17 protein-coding genes are annotated in these 23,198 nt (G+C 58.4%); 6 read left to right on the top strand and 11 right to left on the bottom strand.

Features of this window, described 5'->3' with window-relative positions:
- Positions 1-415 precede the first annotated feature (415 nt).
- A complete protein-coding gene (locus EC9_RS23775; protein WP_145348516.1) occupies positions 416-1,897 on the top strand; it encodes a sigma-54-dependent transcriptional regulator in 1,482 nt (493 codons plus the stop codon).
- A 292-nt stretch (positions 1,898-2,189) separates the two neighbouring features.
- Here EC9_RS23775 and EC9_RS23770 read toward each other — a convergent pair whose 3' ends face one another.
- On the bottom strand, positions 2,190-2,423 hold the full coding sequence (locus EC9_RS23770) for a DUF1328 domain-containing protein (protein WP_449314240.1): 234 nt from the start codon (positions 2,421-2,423) through the stop codon (positions 2,190-2,192).
- A 349-nt stretch (positions 2,424-2,772) separates the two neighbouring features.
- Here EC9_RS23770 and EC9_RS23765 point away from each other — a divergent pair, with 349 nt between their 5' ends.
- Positions 2,773-3,795 carry a zinc-binding metallopeptidase family protein gene (locus EC9_RS23765; RefSeq protein ID WP_145348515.1) on the top strand — a complete coding sequence of 341 codons (1,023 nt, stop codon included), beginning with the start codon at positions 2,773-2,775 and terminating at the stop codon, positions 3,793-3,795.
- A gap of 578 nt (positions 3,796-4,373) precedes the next feature.
- Positions 4,374-5,207, top strand: coding sequence for a DUF3800 domain-containing protein (locus EC9_RS23760; RefSeq protein WP_145348514.1), 834 nt, complete (start codon positions 4,374-4,376; stop codon positions 5,205-5,207).
- Positions 5,208-5,484: 277 nt separating this feature from the next.
- Here EC9_RS23760 and EC9_RS23755 read toward each other — a convergent pair whose 3' ends face one another.
- The 5 genes from EC9_RS23755 to EC9_RS23735 all read right to left on the bottom strand — a co-directional run bounded on the left by EC9_RS23755 (position 5,485) and on the right by EC9_RS23735 (position 10,506).
- Complete coding sequence (locus tag EC9_RS23755; protein ID WP_145348513.1) at positions 5,485-6,393, bottom strand: diacylglycerol/lipid kinase family protein; 909 nt, start codon at positions 6,391-6,393, stop codon at positions 5,485-5,487.
- Positions 6,394-6,446: 53 nt separating this feature from the next.
- Entirely contained in the window at positions 6,447-7,580 is a 1,134-nt protein-coding gene (locus tag EC9_RS23750; RefSeq protein ID WP_145348512.1) for a carboxylate-amine ligase, read from the bottom strand.
- Between the two features lie 126 nt (positions 7,581-7,706).
- On the bottom strand, positions 7,707-8,912 hold the full coding sequence (locus EC9_RS23745; RefSeq protein WP_145348511.1) for an amidohydrolase: 1,206 nt from the start codon (positions 8,910-8,912) through the stop codon (positions 7,707-7,709).
- Between the two features lie 152 nt (positions 8,913-9,064).
- On the bottom strand, positions 9,065-9,778 hold the full coding sequence (locus tag EC9_RS23740; RefSeq protein ID WP_246105847.1) for a phosphatase PAP2 family protein: 714 nt from the start codon (positions 9,776-9,778) through the stop codon (positions 9,065-9,067).
- A 368-nt stretch (positions 9,779-10,146) separates the two neighbouring features.
- The gene (locus EC9_RS23735; protein ID WP_145123355.1) at positions 10,147-10,506 is read right to left on the bottom strand and encodes a hypothetical protein; all 360 of its coding nucleotides are present in this window, start codon (positions 10,504-10,506) and stop codon (positions 10,147-10,149) included.
- Between the two features lie 412 nt (positions 10,507-10,918).
- Here EC9_RS23735 and EC9_RS23730 point away from each other — a divergent pair, with 412 nt between their 5' ends.
- A complete protein-coding gene (locus EC9_RS23730) occupies positions 10,919-11,833 on the top strand; it encodes a YihY/virulence factor BrkB family protein (protein ID WP_246105846.1) in 915 nt (304 codons plus the stop codon).
- An 83-nt stretch (positions 11,834-11,916) separates the two neighbouring features.
- Here the strand turns inward: EC9_RS23730 and EC9_RS23725 are convergent, their stop codons facing one another.
- From EC9_RS23725 to EC9_RS23715, 3 genes are all read right to left on the bottom strand, one after another.
- Entirely contained in the window at positions 11,917-13,302 is a 1,386-nt protein-coding gene (locus tag EC9_RS23725) for a phospholipase D-like domain-containing protein (protein ID WP_145348509.1), read from the bottom strand.
- Positions 13,303-13,504: 202 nt separating this feature from the next.
- The gene (locus tag EC9_RS23720; RefSeq protein ID WP_145348508.1) at positions 13,505-16,828 is read right to left on the bottom strand and encodes an LPS-assembly protein LptD; all 3,324 of its coding nucleotides are present in this window, start codon (positions 16,826-16,828) and stop codon (positions 13,505-13,507) included.
- Between the two features lie 301 nt (positions 16,829-17,129).
- The gene (locus EC9_RS23715) at positions 17,130-18,176 is read right to left on the bottom strand and encodes a Gfo/Idh/MocA family protein (protein WP_145348507.1); all 1,047 of its coding nucleotides are present in this window, start codon (positions 18,174-18,176) and stop codon (positions 17,130-17,132) included.
- Between the two features lie 302 nt (positions 18,177-18,478).
- Between EC9_RS23715 and EC9_RS23710 the strand changes: the two genes are divergently transcribed.
- Positions 18,479-19,480, top strand: coding sequence for a TauD/TfdA family dioxygenase (locus tag EC9_RS23710; protein WP_145348506.1), 1,002 nt, complete (start codon positions 18,479-18,481; stop codon positions 19,478-19,480).
- A gap of 131 nt (positions 19,481-19,611) precedes the next feature.
- Positions 19,612-20,904: an MFS transporter gene (locus EC9_RS23705; protein WP_145348505.1), complete on the top strand. Its 1,293-nt coding sequence runs from the start codon at positions 19,612-19,614 to the stop codon at positions 20,902-20,904.
- A gap of 16 nt (positions 20,905-20,920) precedes the next feature.
- On the opposite strand, the gene EC9_RS23700 is transcribed toward EC9_RS23705, so the two are convergent.
- Both EC9_RS23700 and EC9_RS23695 read right to left on the bottom strand, forming a co-directional pair.
- Positions 20,921-22,285, bottom strand: coding sequence for an ArnT family glycosyltransferase (locus EC9_RS23700; RefSeq protein ID WP_218934385.1), 1,365 nt, complete (start codon positions 22,283-22,285; stop codon positions 20,921-20,923).
- Positions 22,278-23,177 carry a hypothetical protein gene (locus EC9_RS23695; RefSeq protein ID WP_145348503.1) on the bottom strand — a complete coding sequence of 300 codons (900 nt, stop codon included), beginning with the start codon at positions 23,175-23,177 and terminating at the stop codon, positions 22,278-22,280. Before EC9_RS23695 ends, EC9_RS23700 begins: the two co-directional genes overlap by 8 nt.
- Positions 23,178-23,198 lie beyond the last annotated feature (21 nt).

Below are 23,198 nucleotides of genomic sequence, written 5' to 3'. Positions count from 1 at the left end.
TTCTAATGAGTGTGGACAGATGTGCACATGCAGTAGCTTTTATCGATGGTTTCAACGATTGGCGTGGGCTGTTGGGCAACTCCTTGAGTCGCTGGTTCCGCACTGCCCCGTTCCCACGGTGCGTCTCTACTCTTGGGAAGCCAGTTTTTGTCTCGGCTGAACCCTCGAATTGAAAAAGTGATTTGCCCTGCGTCTCGCGCTTTTGTGACCTCTTCGGAATTGCAAGACGTTGGTATACTGAAACGCTCGTATCGATAAGATTTATCCATGAGCAACTCAAAATAACGCGCCGAAGTTGGTGGGGCGGAGCCCTCGATTCCGCCGTCAACGATGAACCGATCGGTTCTCCGCGGCAAGCCCTTGCGGTTTGGATCGGAGCGTTGTTTTGGGATGTTCCCTACCGCGCGAAGCATGCATGCCAAAAATCCTGGTCATTGACGATGACCGAGCCATCCTGTTGTTGGCCACCAAAGCGCTCGAACCGTTTGCCGAAGTGACCACCGCTCTAACGGGCGAGGAAGGACTCGAACAAGTCAAGTCGAAGTCGTTTGATGTCGTGCTGTTGGACATCCAATTGCCCGACCGCAGTGGGATGGCGATCTATTGTGAGATCCGCGCTCACGACCGTCGCTTGCCGGTGATTTTTATGACCGCCGATGCGGGCAGTCAAACGACGATCGAAGCGATGCAGTTGGGAGCGTTCGATTACATCGCCAAGCCGTTGGCTGTGGAACCTCTGCAAAAATTGGTCAACAAAGCGATCGAGCAACGCAAGATGAGTAGCGTAGCGGTGGCGATCGCCGCCGACGATAAACTGCCCGATGATTCGAGCGAGTTGTTCATCGGGAAGAGCCAACCGATGTTGGAAGTTTTCAAGTCGATCGGTCGGGTTAGCAAGCAGGATGTTCCCGTTCTGATCCGTGGCGAGAGTGGTACCGGAAAGGAACTGGTAGCCCGTGCCCTCTACCAATACAGCCATCGCGATCAGGGTCCGTTCCTGGCGGTCAATTGTGCGGCGCTCCCCGACAACTTGTTGGAAAGCGAATTGTTCGGCCACGAAAAAGGAGCCTTTACCGGCGCTGAAACGCGTCGAATCGGCAAGTTTGAACAATGCAACGGCGGCACGTTGTTCCTCGATGAGATCGGCGACATGGCGGCGTCGGTACAAGCCAAGGTTTTACGGGTGCTGCAAGAGCAGCGGTTCGAACGCGTTGGCGGTAACAAAGAACTGCAAACCGACGTGCGGATCATCGCCGCCACCAATCGCCCGTTGGAGAAGATGGTCGAAGAAGGAGAATACCGCGAGGATCTTCTGTATCGGCTCAACGGCGTCACGATCGATCTGCCGCCACTGCGAGAGCGGGCGAGCGATGTCCCGTTGTTGGTGCAGCATTTCTTGACTCAGGCGAAGCACGATCTAAACAAGCCTGATCTCGAGGGAATCGCGCCGGAGACGCTCGGCCTGCTGAACGCTTATCGCTGGCCTGGCAACGTTCGCCAATTGCGAGCGGTGATCCGGCGATGCGTGCTCGATTGCGTGATGCCCGTAATCGTCCCCGACGTGTTGCCAAAAGAATTGACGGCGCCAAGCGACTCCAATAATCCGGCGACTGCCGAAGCAACCAACGATGAACTGGCGACCGATAGCGCCGACGACTCAGGCGTCTGCGGATCGAAATTGCCAGAATTGGTCGAGCGGCTTTTGCGGGACAAATCGACCGACGTCTACGCCCAGACGATCGAATATCTGGAACGCTTTGTGATCTTGCGGGTCTTGCAGGAGACCGGTGGGAATCAGAGCCAAGCGGCTGAAATTCTTGGTATCACCCGCGGTAAGCTACGCGACCGCGTGATCACTTATGGAATTCAACTCTATCGCGACGTGTCGGCGAACTGATCGCTCGCCGCAAGTTTTTGTCGTCGGCTTCGCTTCGCTGCCGCTTTGACCTGGCGGCGATCGTTGTTCGCGACGACTTCTTTGTCACAGCGCTGCGATCGATTGACGACCCGCGGTACATGTAGTTGCGTCGTTGATGCAGCGGTTGTCAGAGCGATGCCAGTCCCCGCGATGCCTTACCCCGTACACAGTGCACGGGGGAGAGGATTCGCCGTTGCAAAGGGCATCGATCGGGCGATCGAGATCGTGGCGGTGCGCTTCACGCAGAGCGACGATTCGAATCGATCGCCGGTCATACCACGGGGCCGCGGCGACCTGCGATCAGGCTGATCACGAACAGGACCAGGAAGACGACGAACAAGATCTTCGCGATACTTGCTGCGGTACCGGCGACAACTCCAAAGCCCAGAGCTCCGGCAATCAATGCGATAATCAGAAAAGTTAAAGCCCAGCCTAACATGGCGATCTCCAATATGGTTTGAGGAACAGAAAGCTGCGAAGGGTGGTTGTGAACATCAGCAGCCACTCGTTTCGCTGAAGGGAACGGTAACGCGATTGTCGTGCCAATCGCGCTGATAGCTGATATCTGTCCCTTTTCTCCTCGTCGATTCACAAAAGCTGGACGGTTAGCGTTCGCGATGGCTTCAAATCGCGCTCCTCCGCTCGCTGGCCACATCCAGCCGAGGCCTTCATGTTCGCCCGGTGTGCTTTGTCATAGATATTCCATGCCGCCGATGTGGTGCGGCATCCTATTTGCTTCCTCGACCCGCTGACGCTTTCTATACGCAGTCCCGTGGGGAGCGCGTCGACGTTTACTGTCTCCCTTCGACAGCTCGATTCACTTCAACAACAATCCAACCAACGGCTCCGATCCGATGCGATCCTTTTATTGTCAGTGCGGCGGCACCCTCTTCTTTGCCAGCGTTCAATGTGTCGCCTGCAATCGGCCGACGGCGATGTGCCCGCATTGCAACGCGGTCCGTTCGATGGCGGTTGCCGACGACGGGGTATTGGTTTGCGATCACTGTGATCGCGAGTGCCGAATGTGTTCCAATGCCACACAGCACGCGGTTTGCAACTGCGGCGTCGACGCTTCGACCGAACAGACCCTCTGTCGTTACTGCCGACTCAATTCTGTCGTTCCCGATCTCACGGTGGGCGACAATTTGCTGAAGTGGCAGCGGCTGGAGATGGCCAAGCATCGTGTGCTGTTCGATATCGAAAGAATTGGTTTGCCGATCGTCTCCGAAGCCGATAGCGGTTTGGCCGACGATCGCCCCGCTTTGCAATTTGAATTCAAGTCATCGGCGATCAAGCCGGTTTCGACAGGCCACGCCGACGGGGTGATCACGATCGACATCGCCGAGGCGGACAGCGTGCATCGCGAGCAGACGCGTGTCGAATTCGGCGAGCCACAGCGAACGCTGGTAGGCCATTTCCGCCACGAACTGGGGCACTACTATTGGCAACTGTTGGTGGAACCAAATAGTTTGGACGCTTTTCGTTCGCTCTTTGGCGATGAACGCAAACCAAGCTACGCGGATGCTCAGAAGCGATATTACGCCGACGGTGCGACTCCAAACTGGCAAGGTCGCTGTATCTCCGCTTATGCCACGATGCATCCGTGGGAGGACTTTGCCGAGACGTTTGCCAGTTACATGGATATTGTGGCGGTCGTCGAAACCGCACGGCACTTCGACCGCACGCGAGTCACCGCCGACGGCACCGATTTTAATCAGATGCTAACCGCTTACCGCGACATCGGCATCGTCGCCAACGAATTCAATCGCGACATGGGGCTATTGGATCTCGTCCCCGAGATCCACTCCGAAGCCATCGTCGAGAAACTGCAGTTCATCGACAATCTGCGGCAGGCGGCGCAAAAGGAACTGGTGTGACAAATCCGCGCGAGGCCGACCTCTCGGTCTGGTCGACCGGTTGGGCAGGAAGACGAGATTGTTGGTCGCCGCTGCCGAAAACTGCTGCCATTCTAAAACGCTCCATCATCTGAATCGTCTTAGCGGTCGCGGTCGTCACATCTTGCTCCTGGCGGTTTCGAGTGTTTCCACAGCATATCGTGGCAATTCATACTCCGGTAGGCTCGGGGGCAGTGACCAGAAGCGGAGAGAATGAACAATCGATGATCAACAAGCAGATTGCGTGGAAATGGGGGATGTGATGGAGATTCTTCGCGTTACATAAAACACCCCGATGAGAGTGGACGAGCGTGGGAACGTACCGATGTATCGCAATCTTGAGAATGGCTATCGGTTGTTAAAACGGAGCGATCTTGAAAAGTTATCGCAATTGGTCGAGCGGTCGGGAAATCAACATCACTGATCGAAGTAGATATCTCCACGGACAAGCTTGCGGGACTTCTCGTTTCTGTTGTTGGAACCACGGTGGAGAATATATATGTCAGGCCATTTGCAACTCTCTGTTCTCTACTTGAGCGAAGCTCATCGGCGGGGCTGGTATGAACGAGGAAGGTAGGCCAGATCTGTCGACATATTACGTCGACGAAGCAGGAGATGGAGTGCTGTTCGGTCCCAACGGACGCAATCGCCTGAACGATCTTGGTTCGCCAAAATTCTTCATGCTGGGGATGGTTCGCTGTGCCGAGGATCGGGCAGTCGAAGAACTACTTTCCAAGCTTCGATACGAGTTGATGGGCAATCCGCTATATGCTTCGATTCATACGATGAAGCCCGAGGTCGGGAAAACAGCCAAGTTCTTTCACGCAAAAGATGACCATGCTGAAATCCGAAGCAAAGTGTTTGAATTGTTGGTTCGCATGGACTTCAAATTCTACGCAGTCATTAAGGACATGCGAAAAGTTCTGCAGTACGTGCAAAGCCGGAACTCGATGGATTCAACGTACCGCTACAAGCCCAACGAACTCTACGATCTAACCGTGCGGATGCTGTTCAAGAATCGTTTACACAAGGAAGGCCATGTAAGAATTGCGTTTGCACGCAGGGGCAAGGCGGATAGGACGGCAGCGCTTACGCAACAACTGGAGACGACCCGCCAAAGGTTCCTGGAGCAACATAAGCTCGATGCAAACCCCATTCTGGAGATCACGCCTGCTTATCCGTGGGAGGCACCGGGCCTGCAGCTTGCCGATTATTGCCTCTGGGCGTTACAGCGATGCTACGAACGGCACGAAGCCAGATTCTTGCACGCCATTTGGTCGAAAGTGTCGTTAATTCACGACCACGATGATCCCGCAGTAGCGAACTACGGAACCTACTGGACACGAAAGAAAAGTCCGCCCGATCCCAACCAAATAAAAAACCGGCGGATATAGGTTGCCCTGATCCGAAGACCCGCAACACACGGCTTGAAGCCGAATTTCATCCACCGGTTAACTCAATCGTACGTAGAACCAAACCTAAAATCAATGACAGCCGCTCACCGATTTTGGATCGGAGATACAGAGCGATTCACGATTTACCATGCTTTTTTCTCTAATATCGCTCTGGCAATCCCCCTGCTTTTTAAATACCGCAGCAGTTTGCATCCTTTGCGTCTCAGGCAGTCACCGTCTCTGAAAATTTAGTTCTCGGTTCGACGTAGGGGCGATGCTATTCGTTGGTCTGTTCGAATTCGGGGCCCACGAACATATTGATCGCTGCGGGCATGACTTGGAATTCGACGGGTTCCTGTTCGATCACCTCGCCGTCGAGTGTAAATCGCATCGCGGGGTCGGAGCGGAGTGTTAGGCGGCTCGCCTTTTGGAAGAGGATCTGGTCGCACTCGAGGAAGTTGCCCAGTAGGTTACCGGCGATCATTTCCAGCATGTCGGTGGCGTCGCCATCGCGGATCAAGATCACATCCATTAGGCCGTCGGCGGGAGAGGCTTCCGGAGCGACAACGATATGGCCGGCATTTGTCTTCCCGTTTGCCACCAGAACGGCCCAGGAATCGAAGTCCTTGATCTCCTCGCCGTCGATCTCTACCGCGATCTGAAAGCTCTTCATATCGGTAAGCACGCCGAACGCTCCACGAAGATAGCTGAACGCTCCCCACCGCGACTTCACTTCATCGGTCAGCTCCTCCGATACGCGGACGCAGTTCCCGCCGGCGGCGACGTTTGCGTAATACTGTTCCATACCGTCGCCGCGGATCCGGATCACATCGATCGCGACCGACTGGCCGCTAGAGATCAACCCAACCGCTTGTTGGATGTCGTCGGGGATCGCCAGCGTACCGGCGAAGTCGTTTGCGGTTCCCAGCGGGATCACCGCCATCTGCGGCCGACGCGAGCTGTCGATCTGCATCAGCGCATTGACGATCGCGTTGACCGTGCCATCGCCGCCAGCTGCGATCACCGTGTCGCCGCGGCCTTGCAACGATTCTTCGATCGTCGATCGCAAGTCGACCTTGCGGGTCAGTTCGACGCAACGGGTTTCGTTGGCGTCCAATGCATTTCGGAGCTGTTCGATTTGCGCGGCTCGACCGGAGCCTTGATTTGAGATCAACAGATGACTCATTGTGTCCTACATGAGCAGAGAGTAAGGGATGGCGTTTGAGTGAGAGGAATGTTTCAGCAGGTTGCTGGTGCAGTGTCGATTGCGGTCTCTTTGATCGCGGCCTTCACAACCGCCGCCAAATTGCCTTCGGTTTGCATCGTCAACCGCTGACGATCGGCGCCGCAACCGTCTCGCACGACATCTTGAACAAACGCTTCGACGCATTCGCGGTCGCCCGACGCTGCCAACGCGGGAGCTATGTATTCGAGCATCCGAGCTGCCGATTCGGTCGCCGTTGCCTTCTCGCAGGTCAAAGGATCCAGTAAATCGGCGCTGACGCCGTAGCGGGCGGCGTGCCAGATCGCAAACGACAATAGATGCGATCGGATCGGCGGGTACTCTCGCCCCGCTTGAATGTCATCGCAGGTCTGCATCACAAGAGCGCGTACCAGTCCCACGTACCCGACGCACTGTTGCAGCGATGTGATCACGTCGGCGCATCGGTATTCGATCGTCGGCACTTTGACCGGCAGTCGGATATCCCAGTAGATGAAGCTCTCGTCTTTGATCGCTCCCGATTTCGTCAGCTCGCTCAAGCAGGCTTCGTAATCAGCCAAATCCTGGAAGTGTGGCGGGGCGCCGGCCATCGGCCACTGCACCCAGACCTCGCGGCGATAGCTGGCGTAACCTGTGTCCTGACCGTTCCAGAACGGCGAGTTTGCTGTCAACGCTTGCAGTAGCGGCAACCATCGCCGCGTCTGATTCATCACGTGCAAGCCAAGCGTTTTGTCCTGCATGTCGACGTGCACGTGACACCCGAAGATGAACAGCGAGCGGGCGATATGTTGGAACTGTTGTCCCATCGATTGGTAGCGAAACTTCGGCGTCAGCGTTTCGGATTCGGGCAACGGGAACGGGTTGGTTCCGGCCGAAACGAGAGCCGCACCGGTGCTTGCCGCCGCATCGATCAACAGCTTGCGAACCTTCTGCAGGTTCTCGCGCACTTCCTCGAGCGTTTCGCAAACGTTCGACGCCATCTCGATTTGGTTCAGATGTAGTTCCCGTTGGATGTCGGCATCGGGATCGCGGCCCAATTGACGCAAGACCTCACTGCATTTCGGGATCAGGCGTCCCGACGTCGGGTCGACCAATTGATACTCTTCTTCGACGCCAACGGCGGGGACTTTCGAGCGACTGAAGGAAACCATGGAAACTCACCAGCAAAAGGAATGATTTGTCGAACCGAAGATTCGAGGCAATCCTCGCTCGCGGGACGAGCCGAGGCATGTTCGACGGACGATCGCGAGGAACGCGATGTCGCGTTGCTTGCAGCGTCAGCGGAGGTCGATCGCTGCCAAAGCCAACGCCGCCGCGCCGTAGGGCAATGCGGCTTCATCGATGTCAAACGTTGGGGTGTGCAGCGGTTGCTGGCCGATCTCGATCCCCGCGACGCCGATCCGCATCATCGCGGCGGGGACCTTGGATCCGAAAAAGGCAAAGTCTTCCGCGCCCATGCTCGGCTGGTCGATTTGGTGCACGTTCTCTTCTCCGACGACTCTTGCTGCCGCGATGCGAAACGCCGCGTTGATCAATGGATCGTTGATCACCGGTGGCGTGTGCCGTCCGTAGGTCACTTTCACTTCGACGGGGTAACGCAACTGAAGCGCTTGCGAGATTCGATCGATCTGATCTTTCGCGTGGCCGGCTGCCTCCAGCGACAGCGTCCTCACTGTTCCACTTAGCGACACCTTGGCAGGGACGATATTCGCCGCCGCCCCAGCTTGGATTTGACCCACATTGACGACGATCGGATCGCGGGCGTCGTAGGAGCGTGGCAGGCGAGAGTAGACCTCATGAATCCACGCTGCCGCGGCGCCAACCGTGTCGCCTGTCAAATGAGGGCGAGCCCCGTGGCCGGCCGTTCCGGTCAGCTCCATTTCAAAGACATCGCATCCGGCCGTGAAGGCGAGGTCGCGAAAGCCGAACGTGCCGACGTTGCGAGAGGGATCGACGTGCAGAGCGATCGCGCAATGAACCTCTTGCAGTGCGCCGGCGTCGATCATATGGATCCCGCCAGTGCTTGTCTCTTCGGCCGGTTGGAAGATCGAACGGCTAGCGAACGTTGTCGGCAGCTCGCCGGCGTCGCGCATCAGCTTCAAAATCGCTGTCGCTCCCCACACCATCGTCGCGTGGGCGTCGTGGCCGCAGGCATGCATGACCCCCGCGGTCTGGCTGGCATAACAAGCTTCCAGTTGAGTCTGCAGCGGCAGCGCATCGATGTCGCCTCGCATCGCGACCCGACGCCCCGGCAGCGGAGCACCTCCGTCGATGTCGGCCCAGACACCGCGGCGTCCTCCAGCATATTGCGGTGTTAGGTCGAGTTCAGCGATCCGGTCGGCAAGATAGGCCGTCGTCGCAAACTCCTGCTCCGATAGCTCCGGAGCTTGATGTAGAAAGCGTCGGATCTGCCGCATGCGTGGGGAGAGCGTTTGAGCTCGCTGCAGCACCACGCGGCTGATATCGGGGACTTCGTTTACCATCGTACACCGCCAGTTTGGCATGCCGTGTGACGCAATGGAACGTTGATTCGAGCAGGCATCGTTTCTGTGTCTTCATTTTCATTGTTAGAAGGGGCGGCAACAACCGTTGGTTACCCTTGCAATGAAACACAGACGCAAACCGTGTGCCGGTTTTATCGAGTGGCGAACCGCCGCGCGATCAACCAGCAGACCACGGCCCAGACGAGCCCGGCAGCCCAACCGGCGAGAACGTCGCTCGGGTAATGAACGCCCAGGTAGACACGGCTGATTCCGACCAGGCCAGTCGCCAGGACCGCCAGCGCAAGCACGTAGACTCGCACCCAGAAATGTTTCAGCACCGGCGCCAGCAGCGCGGCCAGTGTCAGGTAGACGACCGCCGACATCATCGAGTGGCCGCTGGGAAAGCTGCTCGTATAAACTTCTGCCAGGTGAGGCACGATGTCGGGACGCGGCCGCGCGAAAAACTGTTTCAGCAAAGAACTGACGATGATCCCGCCGATCGTGGAGACCAGCAGTACGGCCATCGTGCGGTAGGCGCGGTGGATCGCTAGGAACCCTGCCGCCGCGGCGATTAACATGGAAAGGACCGACACGCCGCCGAGGCCTGTGATATCGCGGCCAACCTCTCGCATCCATCGCGGTCCGATCGGCTGCGTCGGATCATCCGCCTGCCGCATCGAACGTACGACCCAGCGATCGAAGTACCCCGTGCTCCCCTCGGTGACTTCGTCGGCCAATTCGATAAATCCCCAGCTGACCGCCACGACCAACAGCAACGCTATCAGGACGATCGGCTCGCGACCGCGAAAATATTTGATTCCTGAAGCCGTCCAAGAACGCAGGTGTCGCGGAGCGTTGCGGAGCACGGAATGCGGTTCCTTTGGTCGATTGATTGATGTGGGGCATCAGGCGTCGAGCGACGCCGCGGAGGGATATTGCGTGTCTTGGTTTGGGAGAGCCAGTCGGCACGTCGCTATTCGGCGGAACCGGACGCTATCGGCTTGTCGGTTTAGTCACAACGAGCTTCCTTGCATTATAGCCGTTTGGGCGTTCGCCCCGGTTTAGTGGCAGCGGAACCGGGGCGAACGCCCAATCGGCTGATTAAACCGACAAGCTGCTATCGCGTGCCGGTTGTTGTCTCAATTTGGAATGACCATCCGGTTTGCGGTGCCGCACTTTCGCGGAGCGAAAGGCGACCGACCTCGCCCTGCCGCTAGGAGCGGAAGTATGGCGATCAAGAATCGGTCGCCGAGCTGATGTTCGCCGGTTGGGCGGGTTCGGCTTGAGGATCCTTCGGATGACTGCTCTCCCATCGGACCAGATAATCGTACTTGCGTTGGACCTGGTTCGCCACACCACGGATCTCTGCTCCACGCTGCGTCGAACGCCCCTCACAAGCGTCCAGGATCCTCGCCTCCAATTCGACTCCCAACGGTTGTTTCTTTTGTCGCTCAAAGCCGCTCATCAGCAGCGACTTCAGCAACGGTTCGATCCGTTCGGGAAGCGACTCGCGGTCGGCCTCGAGCGAATCGCAGCAGAGTTTGGTCAGTTCGGCAAGTTGGCCTTCGACTTCGATATTTTTTTCGTTACTCATTCGATCGTTCCTCTCTCGCTTCGTGATAGCCCCGGCGGCTCTAATGGGACCAGCCGAAAAGCTGGTCGACGCTGCGGGACGCAAATGGGGTGGACCCAGATCGTGGAGTGAATGCATTTTGCGTGCCGCTTGGAATTCCGGGGGCCGATGGCGGCTGGGGCAGTATCGGCAGCGACCAGGTTGCTCGATGTTCCGCCAGTCGGCTAGCAATCGAGCCGTGGCGGCGACCGAACGGGACCTGCGATCGACTCCGCTAGCTTTGGCATATAAGTTGCGATCTAAGATGCCGGAAGTTTTTCCTGGCGGCGAACGTCCGATTCGCTTCGCCTCGTTACCGCGTACAATGTCGTGGCATGTTGGAATCTTGCAGTGCCGCGATCGGCGGCGGGGCGATCAATCGATTGGATGGCGAGTGTTTAAGGTAATCAAGAAAACGTTTACAGGTTTTGTCGACGATCAGTGTACGACGCTCTCGGCAGCGCTCGCCTATTACACGATCTTTGCGTTGCCCCCGGTGTTGTATTTGTTGCTGACGGTTTTGGTGTTCGGTTTTTCGTTGGCATACACCGATGGGGAAGCCGAGACCGAAGCGCGAACGCTGTTGGAGGACCAAGCGGCCCAGCTGCTTGGCAACGAAGTCGCGACCGAGCAGATTACAAGCATCCTGCAGCGGGAGAGCGACGCGGGGGGGCACTGGTGGAAGACGTTGCTCAGTTTTGCCGGGATCTTGGTGGGAGCGACGGGAGTTGTCGGGGCGATCCAAAGTTCGCTCAACCGCGTTTGGTCGGTCCGCCCCGATCCGGCGAGGTCGAGCATGAAGACGGTTCTGGTCAAGCGTCTGCTCTCGTTGGCGATGATCCTTGGGCTGGGCTTCCTGCTGCTGGTTTCATTGGTTGTGTCGACGATTCTGTCGGCGATCGGCGCGCGGTTGTCCAGCGTGATCGGGATGGACGAAGTGCTCGCTCGCGGGATCAACAACGGCGTGCAGTTTGTCGCCACGTTTGTGGTTTTTGCAGCGGTCTTCAAGTGGATGCCCGATGCCAAGGTGTTGTGGCGGGACGTTGCGGTAGGGGCGTTGATCACGACGCTGTTGTTCTTGGCCGGACGTTTAGGGTTGCAGTGGTATCTGTCCAACAGCGATCCAGGGGCTCAGCTCGGTTCGGCCGCCGCATCGCTGGTCGTGATCTTGGTCTGGGTCTATTACAGCAGCATGATCTTTCTGCTGGGAGCCGAAGCGACGCAGGCCTTTGCATCGGTCTACGGCGGTGGAATCCAGCCCGACCGACATGCGGTTCGCGTCGTCGAGTCGATCCAACGGACCAGTTAACCGACGGCAAGTCCGCCGCGCGATCGCGCGGCGACCGGTCCTGCTGCTTCTAGCGTGCCGGGCATTTTAACCGGGCGGATTTCTTATAACTCCGATGCGAACATCCGAACCGCCGTCGCCATCACGGCGCGGACTCGGGAGCGGTCGGTCACCCCGAGGGCACACTTTTTCGACATCGCTTCGAACCAATCGGCCAGTTGGGCGATCGTCTTGTCGTCGTGCACGACGACCGAAAGCTCGTAGTTCAGGAAAAACGAACGCAGATCAAAATTGGCCGACCCCGCCAGCGCTACCCGATCGTCGACGATCCCAACCTTTGCGTGGACCATCTTGTCGGGATATCGCAGCAGCGTGGCGCCGAGCTCTTCGAGATCGTCGAAATAGTCGAATCGAGCGTAATCGACGGGTCGCAGGTCGCTCTGTTGAGGGACCATGATCCGCACGTCGACACCTCGTCGGCAAGCGGATTCCAGCGACCGCATCGCCAGTGGTGGCGGGATGAAGTAGGGAGTTGCTATCCAGATCCGATGCTTCGCTTGGTGGATCGCATACAGCCAGAAGTCGTCCAAGATGACATCGGGGCCATCGGGGCCGATCGGCATCACCGTCAACCTGGCTCCTTGTTTCGCCTTCTCGCCGTCGTAATCTTCCAGTTTAGCGGGAGGCAGGTTTTCTTCTGTTTCGAAGTTCCAGTCGCTGCAGAAGACAGCCTGCAGTTGCACCGCGGCGGGACCTTCGATCCAGAGGCTCAGGTCCAACCAACTGTCGTCGTCGGGGTGAGCGGCGATCTGTTCCTGCACCAGGTTCGCGCCGCCAAGGATCACCCGCTTGCCGTCGGCAACAGCCAGCTTGCGATGGTTGCGGAAGTTGAGATATGCCAGTCGACTCAGTTGTGACATCGGCTTAAATCGTTCCGCCTTGCCGCCCGCTTGCCGGAGCCGATCCAGTTGTTCCTCGGAGACTTGGAACGATCCAAATCCATCGCACATCAACCGAACTTGGATTCCCTCTTTCGCCCGCTCGCACAACCGATCGACGATCCGATTGGCTGCTTCGCGATCGTCCAGGATGAACGTCGTGACATAGATCGCTTCTTCGGCCGAATCGACAAGTTCCAGAAAGGCAGCCCGCGTTTCGGCGACGTCGGGCAACAGGCGGATTTGATTTCCTGAGGTCGGCCGATGCAAACCGCGATGCAACAGAAGGTCTTCGAAATCGTCGCGTGGCGGTTCATCGTTCCCCGGTTGCGCGGGGATGTCGACGAGGTCACGGGTCTCGTGCTCTGCAGAGATCTTGCGGCCGCCGAGCCATAGAAACAGGATCAATCCAATCGGTGGCGACAGTAGAACCAGCCCCAACCAGCCGATGCGACCGATGCTGTGGCGTTGGTCGTTGCGGATGATCGTCATCGCAAGAATCGTCAAAAACGCACCGACGACGCTGCTGACGTAAGCGACGATCCAGATCATATTGGCTCCACATATCGGGTGAAAACGGAGTTTCCGCACAGGGCCGTAGTGCCTCGGTTCCGTCTCCCGTTCGCGCAGGAAGGGCGCGGTTTCAGGGGGAATCGCGGGATACGCTACGTCCAATTAGCGTAATGCGATTTCCGTGCCAAACGAATCGTCGCGGTTGGGATTGGCCGCCACAAAGGCTGCCGAAGGGCAGCGTTTATTCGAGTCCCTCGGCGCCCGGCGGCGGAATCAGCTGGCCGCCCAGTCGCCCGAGTTTGCGGGTGGGGAAGAATCGCGGTTCGATGCGGAAGTTGAAACTGACGTTGTCGCGGCCGCTGTCGACATTCACGCCGACTTGGATTAACGCCGACTCGCCGATGCGAGTGATCCCCAGGTCTTGCCCGACGTTTCCGACCTCTCCGAGATCGAAGGTCGTGTTGGCCGACATGATCCATTTTTCGCTTAACCGGTAATCGATCGCACCTTGCAACACGTTGCTGGAGATCGGGCCTTCGAGCGACAAAATTCCGGCGTAGATGTTTCCTAAGCCAGGCCGGCTCGTCAGCACGCCCGCGCTGACCGACTTGAGTCCGTCGGAAAAGAAGTCGAAGTAGCCATCCGATAGCAGCGTCACCCGATCGCCGGCGTGGTAGCGGAAATCGTAGGTCAACGGTCCGGCAACTTCACCTAGGTTGTCGCGATCCGATTTCGGATAGACAAACAGATCGACATCGAACTGCGCCAGGTCGACGATCCGTTCGCGGCCTGGCAAGCCACGCTTGGTTTGCCAGTTTTGATGCAGTCCAATTCGGCCTTGCATCAGGTCGTCAGCCATCTCGGTGGTGGGGCTTGTCACGTTCCGTTGCAAGCCCATGCGGACCGCGTAATACCGCGGGTCGAATGCAAGCGGCAACGGATCGCCCGCTGTCAGGCCAAACGTGTTGAACAAGAACCGGCGACGGAACTGCTCTTGCGCGTTGTCGTCCAATTGGTCGTACATCGGCAACTGATCCAGGTTCTGATCCGCTTCGGCAAAGAAGAATTCACCCTGCACTTCCACCTTGTGCGCCAGCCCCTGAATGTTCAACAGACTGCTTTGCACCTGTGGCGACAAACGCCACATCGGCAGCGAACCGCGGATGCCCGCTTGGCCCAGGAACCGGGTGAGGTCTTCGCCATCCAATGCCTCGCCCCAATAGGCTGCTTCGCCCGAGACAAACGGAACCGCTTTAACAGCTCCCAATTGCAACGGCATCGCAAGTTCCTGACGCGATGAAGCCTTCAAGCCCTCGCGGTCGCGTTCCCATGCGAACAGAGTGAATTTGGCGGCGTCGGTTGGGTCCGAAGGGACCACGTCGACCTCTAACTTGGTGTAGCTTACCGAGGTATGTGACGACCATGTGAAGTGATCGCCCAGCAAGCTGGATCCCAAAAGGTAGTGGTCGAAGCGAGGCAGTTCACTGTTGTCGGTAAAAAATCCGTTGACCCGAACCTTCGCCGAGAAATCAAACAATTGATTGTCGTAGTATTTGCGCAGGTGCCCGCCGGTGGTGTGGTCCTTTTCGCGATCCCATTCCTGTTCCAGATACTGTTCCAGGAAGTTGCGATCGGAGATCAGACCCGCTTCCATCGTGACCTCCCAGTCGTTGGCAAAATATTGCCGGTGCCGCCACAATACGCGGCCGCGCACCTCTTGGGCTGGTGTCATGTCGCGTCGATCGCTGCCCAGCGTGTCGAGTCCACTGTCGACAATGCCCCAGACATCAGCGAATCCACTGGCAGGGCCGCCAATTCCCAACAGGTCGGGACGCGAGTAACCAAAATGTGTTCCCGCCGCCGGCCCTCGATCGCTCAAGTAGTCCGCCGACAGTTCCCATTCGGTCCCTTCGGGCGGCGCGTCGACGCCAAACAATTGATAGGCGTCGAAGTCGAGGAAGACTTGCGTTCCGAAGATGCTGTCGCTTTTGAATTTGGCGCCGGTCAAATAGTAGCTGGGGTTCTGCAGATTGGTCGCAAAGACAGGCCAATACAGCAGCGGAAATCCGCCGACGTAGACGAAGTTGTTGCGGCTGGTCGCCCGCATGTCGCGATCGACCACCGTCGCTTCTCCGCTGTACGGATTGACCGCCGTCTGTTCTCGATCGGTAAAGCGAACCTCGCCGCTCTGCAACCAGTACGATGGCGTTCCCAGCCGGCTGGTCGTCACAGCCGCTCCGTTGGCGATGAAGTCTCCCTGTCCGACCTGACGCAGCACGTCGGCTTTTAACCGCACCAATCCGTCGTACTGGGGCGTCGTTGCGATCACTTCAGCCGCCAGCACCACGCCCTGTTGGCGCGCGATGTTGTAGTACATTCGCTTGGCATAGATGATCCGTTCGCCTTGGCGGAAGACGATGTCTCCCTCCAAGTAGAGTTCGCCATCGATTCCCGTTGTCGGCTGGCTGCCACCAAACATTTCCAGGTTTTGCAGCAGCGGCAACCAAGCGACGACGCGGTCGGCCGAGATCGTGATCGCTCCCAAATCGAACGATCCGCCACCAGCCATTTGCGCTTGGACGTCGCGAATCACGACGGTCACGCCTTGGCTGGCAACAACTACCGTTTCGCCGGTGTTGAGACGATTGATCGTCTGGATCTGTGTCGGAGTGGTGCTGCCGCGCGAGGTGATTTCGACAGCTTGCGCGCCGATCGAAAAGTTCAGCCCGCCGGTCCCCATCGCTCCCTGTTGAGGTGGCGCGACGTTGCCGGTGATCATCGGTGGTGCAGGCAGATCGGGAACCAGCCCCGGCTGTGATCCGCCGTTGGGCGGAACCGTCAGGTTGGGTGGAGGTAAGTTGTTTTGTGGTGGAGGGTTCTGCGGCGGTAGATTTTGCAGAGGCACATTCTGTGGCGGCAGGTTTGGCGCTGGTGGGTTCTGCGGCACCGGCTGATTCGGCGGCGCTTGCAGGTTGGGTGGCGCGGTCGGTAGTTGCGGCGGCAACTGAGGCGCGGTTTGAGGCTGCGGTGCCGACGGCGCACCGCCGCCGGGCGGCAGTTCAAACTGAACCTGTTGAATCGGGAAGCGGTCGCCCTGACCGTGAGCAACGCGCATCCGATCCAAGATCGCCGGTTTGTGTTCCGGTTCACCGCGTTTTTCCAGCGCAGTGACGTCGGGCGTCAGACGCGAATAAAATCGGCCCAGCCAATTTTGATCGCGCAGCTTTTGATTGCTGATGTTGAATCCAAACTGCACCTCGACACCATCTTCAAGGTACGCGATCACCTTGGTCGGGATCTCCGAATCGGGACCCTGTTGGTCGACCCACAGCATCATCTGTCCGCCGGTCGCTTGGCGGCCGTTCTGTGCGATCTGGCAATTCCCCTTGAAGTACAGGACGTCATATTGTCCCTCGGTCCAGCGCGACATCTCGTCGCCGCGAATCGTGATCCGATCGGCGGGATCGACGGGTGGCAATTCGATTTCGACGCCAACGCAAACCGTCGCAAACAGGGACAAGGCGAGCGCGCACGCCAACCTCGCGGCGGTTTGAATGATCTTCAAACCGCTCTCGTCGCTGCGCCGCGGCGCACGCTTTTGTCTGGCGTCCGTGCCCAAGTTCAAAAGCTACCTGTAAACGAATAGACTCGATCGCTGCCGCTTCCTGCGCAGCGATACCGGGGAGAATCGGGCCGGAGTATATGAATTCCGCGATCCGAGCCACAACATCAAACTCGCGTGCTAGCGGGCTGCAAAATCAACGGTTTTGCAGGTCCAGCGGTCAATCGACGCGAAGCCCCCGAAAGTTTTTTAACTTCCGGGGGATGAATGGCTGCGGTTTTAAATGCAAGCAAAACGAATGCGATCAGCCGATGTAATCACCGATCGAGACGATGTTGCCCGAGCGAACCGAGGCCTCCGCAGCCAAGCACATCGCGACCGACCAGCGGCCATCTTCGGCGGTGCAGTGCAACGGCACGCCGCTGCGATGCGCCTGGACGACTCGAGCGACTTGATCCTCGAGCTCGAACAGCTCGCCGGTCGGTTTGTCGATCGGAATCGTTACCACTTCGTTCCCATCGAACCCACGCAGGGAGAAGGTCGGATGCCGAGTGCGGTCTTGGGCACCGGACCACGACGCCCACAGCGCCCCTTTGGTTCCGGTGATCTTGGCGGTCTGATGATGCTCGAACGCGGCCAAGGTTTGCGAGACGACGGCGTAGCTGCCGCCGCTGAAGTGCATGATCGCGCTGAAGTTGTCCTGCAGTTCGGGACGCCCTGGTTGCCGCGAGTTGGCGGTCGCATAGATTCGCTCGGGCTGCCCCGATCGTTCCAGATACCAGCGGGCGAGGTCGAAGAAATGGATCGGTTCTTCCAGGATCCAGCTGCCGACGCGATCGATGTCGTACCGCCAACCATCGGCCCCCTGGCGATACGGGTTTCGGGATAGTTCGACCAACGCGTACAACGGATCGCCAATAAAGCCTTCGTCGATCAGTTCCTTCGCCTTGCCCCACATCGACGACAACCGCAGTTCATGGCCGACGGCGAACAACCGATCATGCTGGTTTGCGATCCGGATCATGTCGTCGCATTCCTCCATCGACACGCCCATCGGTTTTTCCAACAGCAGATGCTTGCCGGCTTGCAAGACCGCCGTCGCGACCGCGTGATGCAGATGGCTGGGGACGACGACGTCGACAAAGTCGAGATCTTCGCGAGCGACAAGTTCGCGGTAGTCGTTGTAGACCGCGGCGTCGGGATACTTCTCTTTCGCCGCGGCGACCGATGCGTCGCTGCGAGCTGCGATCGCCACCAGTTCCGCTCCGTCGGTGACGGTGATTGCGTTTGCGTGGTGTTGTCCCCAGGCTCCAAGTCCGATCAGCCCAAATCTCACCGGTCGATCACTCATCCCTCAATTTCCTTTTCTCATATGGTTTGCTGAAGCAGATCCGCTGGACCAACCGCCCGCCCAGTTGTCAAAAGCCGCGTCGAATGTTTTTTGCACAGACAGCCACGCAGCCTGATATTTTCGTTATGTTATTGCCTGTAGCTCGATCGCTACCACCCGCCCTCCAAAGTTTCCGTTTGCGCCCCACAGGGGTTCCCACGATCGACGGTCAATCGATCGTGAACGTCGTCCCTCCCCAACCGCCGCGACGCTTGCTTCACCGGACGTGAACGCCACTGCTTTTTTTGCAAGTGAGTCCAATCATGAATATTGCTCCTTCGCCGGTCGACAAACAACAGACCTATGGCGATTCGGTCTTCCCCTATGCGTTTGTCTGTTCGGAGTCCGATGCGACGCTTGCGGCGGCGACCGATTGGGTTGGGGAACACCGCGATGAGATCCTTGGTCTTGCCAACCAGCACGGTGCCGTGCTGCTTCGTGATTTCCCGGTCAAAAATGCGGAGGGCTTCGATGCGATCATCCAGTCGCTTCGGTTGGAGAACTTTCCCTACAAGAAGTCGCTCTCCAACGCGGTTCGCATCAATCGGACCGAGCGGGTTTTTTCAGCCAACGAAGCGCCTCCCGAAGTGCGGATCTACTTCCATCACGAGATGGCGCAAACGCCGCTGTTCCCGAAGTGGATCATGTTCAGTTGCGAAATTGCTGCCCAGCAGGGAGGTGCGACGCCGATCTGCCGCAGCGATGTGTTGTGGGAACGCTTGGCGGCGGAGTGCCCCGAATTTGCCCAAGCTTGCGAACTGACGGGGCTCACCTATTCCAACGTGATGCCCAACGATGACGATGCCAAGAGCGGGATGGGACGCAGTTGGCGAAGCACGCTGGGCGTCGCCGATCGCGAGGGAGCCGAGGCGCGGCTCCGCGAACTAAATTATTCCTGGGAATGGCTCGACGGCGAGAGCTTGCGAGCGACGACCCCTCCGCTGCCCGCGGTGATGGATCTCGGCAATGGTCGCAAGAGCTTCTTCAATCAAATGATCGCTGCCTATTGCGGTTGGAAGGATCCGAGCAACGATCCGTCGGGTGCGATTCGCCATGCCGACGGGAGTCCGTTGGATGGCGATGCGGTTCGCCGAGCGGCCCAGTTGGCCGAAGAACTGGCCTTCGATTTGGAATGGCAGGTCGGCGATGTGGTCATCCTCGACAATACCGTTGCGATGCACGCCCGGTCGCCATTTGTCGGCACGCGTAAAGTTGTCGCGTCGCTCGCTGAAATGAACACGCATTCGTTTACCGTCACCGTCTAGTGCAGCTAGTCACAAGTTTTCAAGTTTAACCGCGCGGGCCTCGCCCCGCGTTTTTAAAGGCCGCGCGGCCCGATGGGCTCGCGGTTAAACGAAAAAAATACAATACGACCCGTCTAGCCACCGGAAACCTTATGTCCAGTCCCCAGACCGATACCACACGTTGGTATTCCGGGATCTCACGCTACCAGTGGTTGGTCTTGATCATCGCATCGGCGGGCTGGGTGTTCGATGTCTACGAAGGCCAGATCTTCAACCTCACCCGCGGCGATATGCTGTCGGAACTGTTGGATGGCGACCAGGCGGCGGTCAAAGGTTGGGGCGATCGGTTTCTCGCGATCTTCCTGTTGGGAGGGACCGTTGGCGGGCTGGTCTTTGGATCGATGGCCGATCGCTACGGTCGGCGGCCGATTCTGATCGTCACGATCCTGCTCTATTCGGTCTTCTCCGGCCTGACCTACTTCGCCACCGATATCTATCAAGTTGGCGTGCTCCGGTTTTTGGTCGCGCTTGGGATCGGCGGTGAATGGGCGGTGGCCGCCAGCATGGTCGCCGAGGTGTTTCCGAGCAAAGCGCGAGCGCAAGCGGCTGGCATCTTTCATGCGTCGAGCATTTTGGGAACCTGGTTGGCCGCACTCGCCGGAATCTTGGTTGCGACGCAGTGGCGGTATGCCTATTTGTTGGGAGTGCTGCCGGCGCTGTTGATCGTATGGGTGCGGGCGAGCGTAAAAGAACCCGAGCGCTGGCAGAAGCAGGTCGATGAGGATGACCCGCAGTCGAATAAACATCTCGCTGGCAGTTTCCGCGATCTGTTGCTGAATCCCCGCTGGTCGGGCCGCGCGTTTGGTGGCTTGCTGTTGGCCGCGGTCGGGTTGGGGACGTTTTGGTCGGTCACGGTCGCCGGGCAGGATCTTGTCAAAGAGCTGTTGCTGCGGACCGGGACCGCGGCGGAAGATGTCGGCGCGATGGCGAAGTTCGCTTACGGGATCGTGCAGGCTTCCGGCGGTGGACTGGGACTGCTGGCCTTTGGCCCGATCGCCGCTCGCTTCGGCCGCAAGCCCGCCTTCGTCGGCTTTCAATTGCTGGCCCTGCTGATCGTACCCGTCGTCTGTTTTGTTCCGCAGTCCTACACCCAGATGCTTTTCATTCTGCCGGTCTTCGGTTTCTTGACCCTCGGAATGCATGCCGGTTACGCGATCTATTTTCCCGAGTTGTTCCCGACGCATCTGCGAGCGACCGGCGCCAGTTTCTGCTTCAACGGCGGGCGGATGCTTGCCGTTCCGGTGCTGTTGTTTTCAGGGTGGTTAAAAGAGCAGCCCGATATGCAGCTGCGGTACGCGGTGCCGGGGCTGTCGACGCTGTTCCTGGTCGGCGTGGTGATCATTCTGATGATGCCCGAAACGCGAAACCAAGAGCTTCCCGAATAGCTTTTCCTGGCAGTCGTTAAGACTCCAGCGGAACGATCGGCGACGGCTGGCAAGACGCCCGCTGACGATCGCCGAGGATTCCGACCGACGCGACGACGGCGATCAGCGGCGTGGCCAGCGACCGCATCCGCATGTTGCTCCAGTAGATCGAATGGACGCAGCTGAGCGCGATGGCTAACAGTAGCATCGCCATCCAAGCCGGTGACATCAGGCGTCGGCCGAGCCGCCAGATCCCCAGCAGGCAGCAGGCGAAAAGAGCTACGTAAAAGCTGCCGATCGCGTAGCGCAGCAGGTTCGAATAGTCGCCGGCGTGAGGCATCGGCGACCACAACCGGCCGAGCCGCACCAGGCAGCTGGCGACAAACATTTGTGGCTGTCTGCGAATCGTTGCCTTGGCCGATTCGTAGGCCAAGCGATCGTCGTCGATCTCACCTAAGGGAGCCGCCGCGTGTGAGGTGTCGATCGTTTCGGCGGTCCAGAACGAAAGCTCCCGCGGGTCGGCGGAGAAACGCTCGGCCCATCTTCGGTGAAAAAATTCAGCGTCCCACTTTTCGCCGACCTTTGCTTCAGCAAGGTATTCGTAAAACGAAGGATTGTTCCCCAGCAGTAGGGTGTATCCGCCATGCGTTGTCGCCCAGATCGGTTTCCCCGTCACCGATTGATTCCGCCACGTCCAGCCACCGACGGCGAGGAGCATCACCAATCCAACGGTTGCGATCGTGATCGCCGTTCGTCCGACTTGGCGTCGGCTTCGCAGGAACAGCATCAGCAACATCCAGGCGGCCCAGACGATAAAGACCGGCCGGCAGAAGAACCCAGCGGCCAAGCCGACGGCTAGTGCCAGCGACCAGGCAAGCGTTGACGTTGAGGTGCCCGCAGGCTGTAGCGTCGCTTCGTTGCGGAGAAACAGCCACCAGATCAGCGCAGCCAACATCGTCGCAAGCGTTTCGGTCATCACCAGCGTCGATTGACCCAGTAGGATCGGATCGATCGCAACCAATGCCGCGGCGACAAAGCCCGTCGCCTGGGACTGCAGCTGCGATCCGATCGCGAAGACTAGGCCAACCGTTGCCAAACCAAAGGCCAGGTTTAGCGCGGCGGCTGCTGGCGAACCGAGTTGTCCGTCGGTGACGAACCAGGAGAGCAGCCACGGATAACCGGGAGGCCGGAAGGCTGTGGGGCGAGCTTGCCCGTCGGCGTCGACTTGCCCATAGACGTTGTGATTGGCAAGGTTCTCCGCGAGCAAGCGGTAGGCGTCGGGATCCTGTTGCAAGTGATCGTACCGCCACGTCATCACGCCACCGCGAACCAATAAGGCAAGCAACAGCAACGGCAGGATCAGCCGCAGAGGCAGGCTGCAGCAGCGGGCAGGATCAGACATCGTTGTTTCTTTGCGGTGGTTGGGGAATCGCGTCCGGCGGGGCGTCGCGGCGGGTGTCGAACTGAAATCCACATACCGCATACTGTCGCGGTCCGAAGTCCCAAATCCAAGGGGCTGTCGATTGCAATCGCTGCAGTCCCTCGGCAAATTGCGAATCGGTTTGCATCTGGTGGGCGAGTACAGCCGGGTTCAGACCGGTGAAGAAGTTTTGTTGGTTCAGCAACTGTCGAACGTATTGCGACAGTTGGTCGCTCGGAACTTGAGGCAGTTGGGGCGCGGTCAGCGATGAAACGAAATCGGTGATCAAAATTCCGCGGCCGCCGGGATTTAGGCGATTCCGCAACAGATGCAGATGTTGTCGCCGGACCGCTTGAACGATCGACAGCAACTGTGCGTGTGCCCCGATCGTTTCGGTGACGCTATGGACCAACTGGCTCAACAGACAAACCGACGCGACCGTATCGAAGCGCTCCGTCAGCAACGCGTCGGGCGGTTGCTGCAATCGGTCTTCGATCGCAGCGACGATCGAATCGACATCCTGCGGCGCATCGACAGCTTGCGACAACAGCTCTGAAATTCCAGTCAGATCGCCGACGACGGTTTTGATTTTTGCAGATCGCTGTGGCGACGAGGCGCCAGAGAATTGTTTCTCCACTCCACGCAACATCGCATCGCCGTCGAGATCGACTAGCACGACTTCGCGATAGGCATCGGCGAGTTCGGGGAGATCGATGTCGTTGCAATTCCCGGCTCCTAAAACGCACAAACGCTTCGATGGCGAAGCGTTATCCAACAGCATTGCCATCACGCGGCGGCGGTGCTCACGAGCACAATCCCATCCGTCGCGAGACTGCAGATTGTGTTGCGATTGCGAGTGCAGGATTCGGTTCATGCGAGCAGACGTTGGCTGTGA

Source organism: Rosistilla ulvae, from assembly GCF_007741475.1.
In the GTDB taxonomy this organism is placed as follows: domain Bacteria; phylum Planctomycetota; class Planctomycetia; order Pirellulales; family Pirellulaceae; genus Rosistilla; species Rosistilla ulvae.
This window is presented reverse-complemented; position numbering and strand designations above follow the sequence as displayed.

Coding starts and splice junctions, on each gene's coding strand:
- EC9_RS23775 (WP_145348516.1), top strand. CDS start 416: ATGCCAAAAATCCTGGTCATTGACGATGACCGAGCCATCCTGTTGTTG.
- EC9_RS23765 (WP_145348515.1), top strand. CDS start 2,773: ATGCGATCCTTTTATTGTCAGTGCGGCGGCACCCTCTTCTTTGCCAGC.
- EC9_RS23760 (WP_145348514.1), top strand. CDS start 4,374: ATGAACGAGGAAGGTAGGCCAGATCTGTCGACATATTACGTCGACGAA.
- EC9_RS23755 (WP_145348513.1), bottom strand. CDS start 6,393: ATGAGTCATCTGTTGATCTCAAATCAAGGCTCCGGTCGAGCCGCGCAA.
- EC9_RS23750 (WP_145348512.1), bottom strand. CDS start 7,580: ATGGTTTCCTTCAGTCGCTCGAAAGTCCCCGCCGTTGGCGTCGAAGAA.
- EC9_RS23745 (WP_145348511.1), bottom strand. CDS start 8,912: ATGGTAAACGAAGTCCCCGATATCAGCCGCGTGGTGCTGCAGCGAGCT.
- EC9_RS23735 (WP_145123355.1), bottom strand. CDS start 10,506: ATGAGTAACGAAAAAAATATCGAAGTCGAAGGCCAACTTGCCGAACTG.
- EC9_RS23725 (WP_145348509.1), bottom strand. CDS start 13,302: ATGATCTGGATCGTCGCTTACGTCAGCAGCGTCGTCGGTGCGTTTTTG.
- EC9_RS23715 (WP_145348507.1), bottom strand. CDS start 18,176: ATGAGTGATCGACCGGTGAGATTTGGGCTGATCGGACTTGGAGCCTGG.
- EC9_RS23710 (WP_145348506.1), top strand. CDS start 18,479: ATGAATATTGCTCCTTCGCCGGTCGACAAACAACAGACCTATGGCGAT.
- EC9_RS23705 (WP_145348505.1), top strand. CDS start 19,612: ATGTCCAGTCCCCAGACCGATACCACACGTTGGTATTCCGGGATCTCA.
- EC9_RS23700 (WP_218934385.1), bottom strand. CDS start 22,285: ATGTCTGATCCTGCCCGCTGCTGCAGCCTGCCTCTGCGGCTGATCCTG.
- EC9_RS23695 (WP_145348503.1), bottom strand. CDS start 23,177: ATGAACCGAATCCTGCACTCGCAATCGCAACACAATCTGCAGTCTCGC.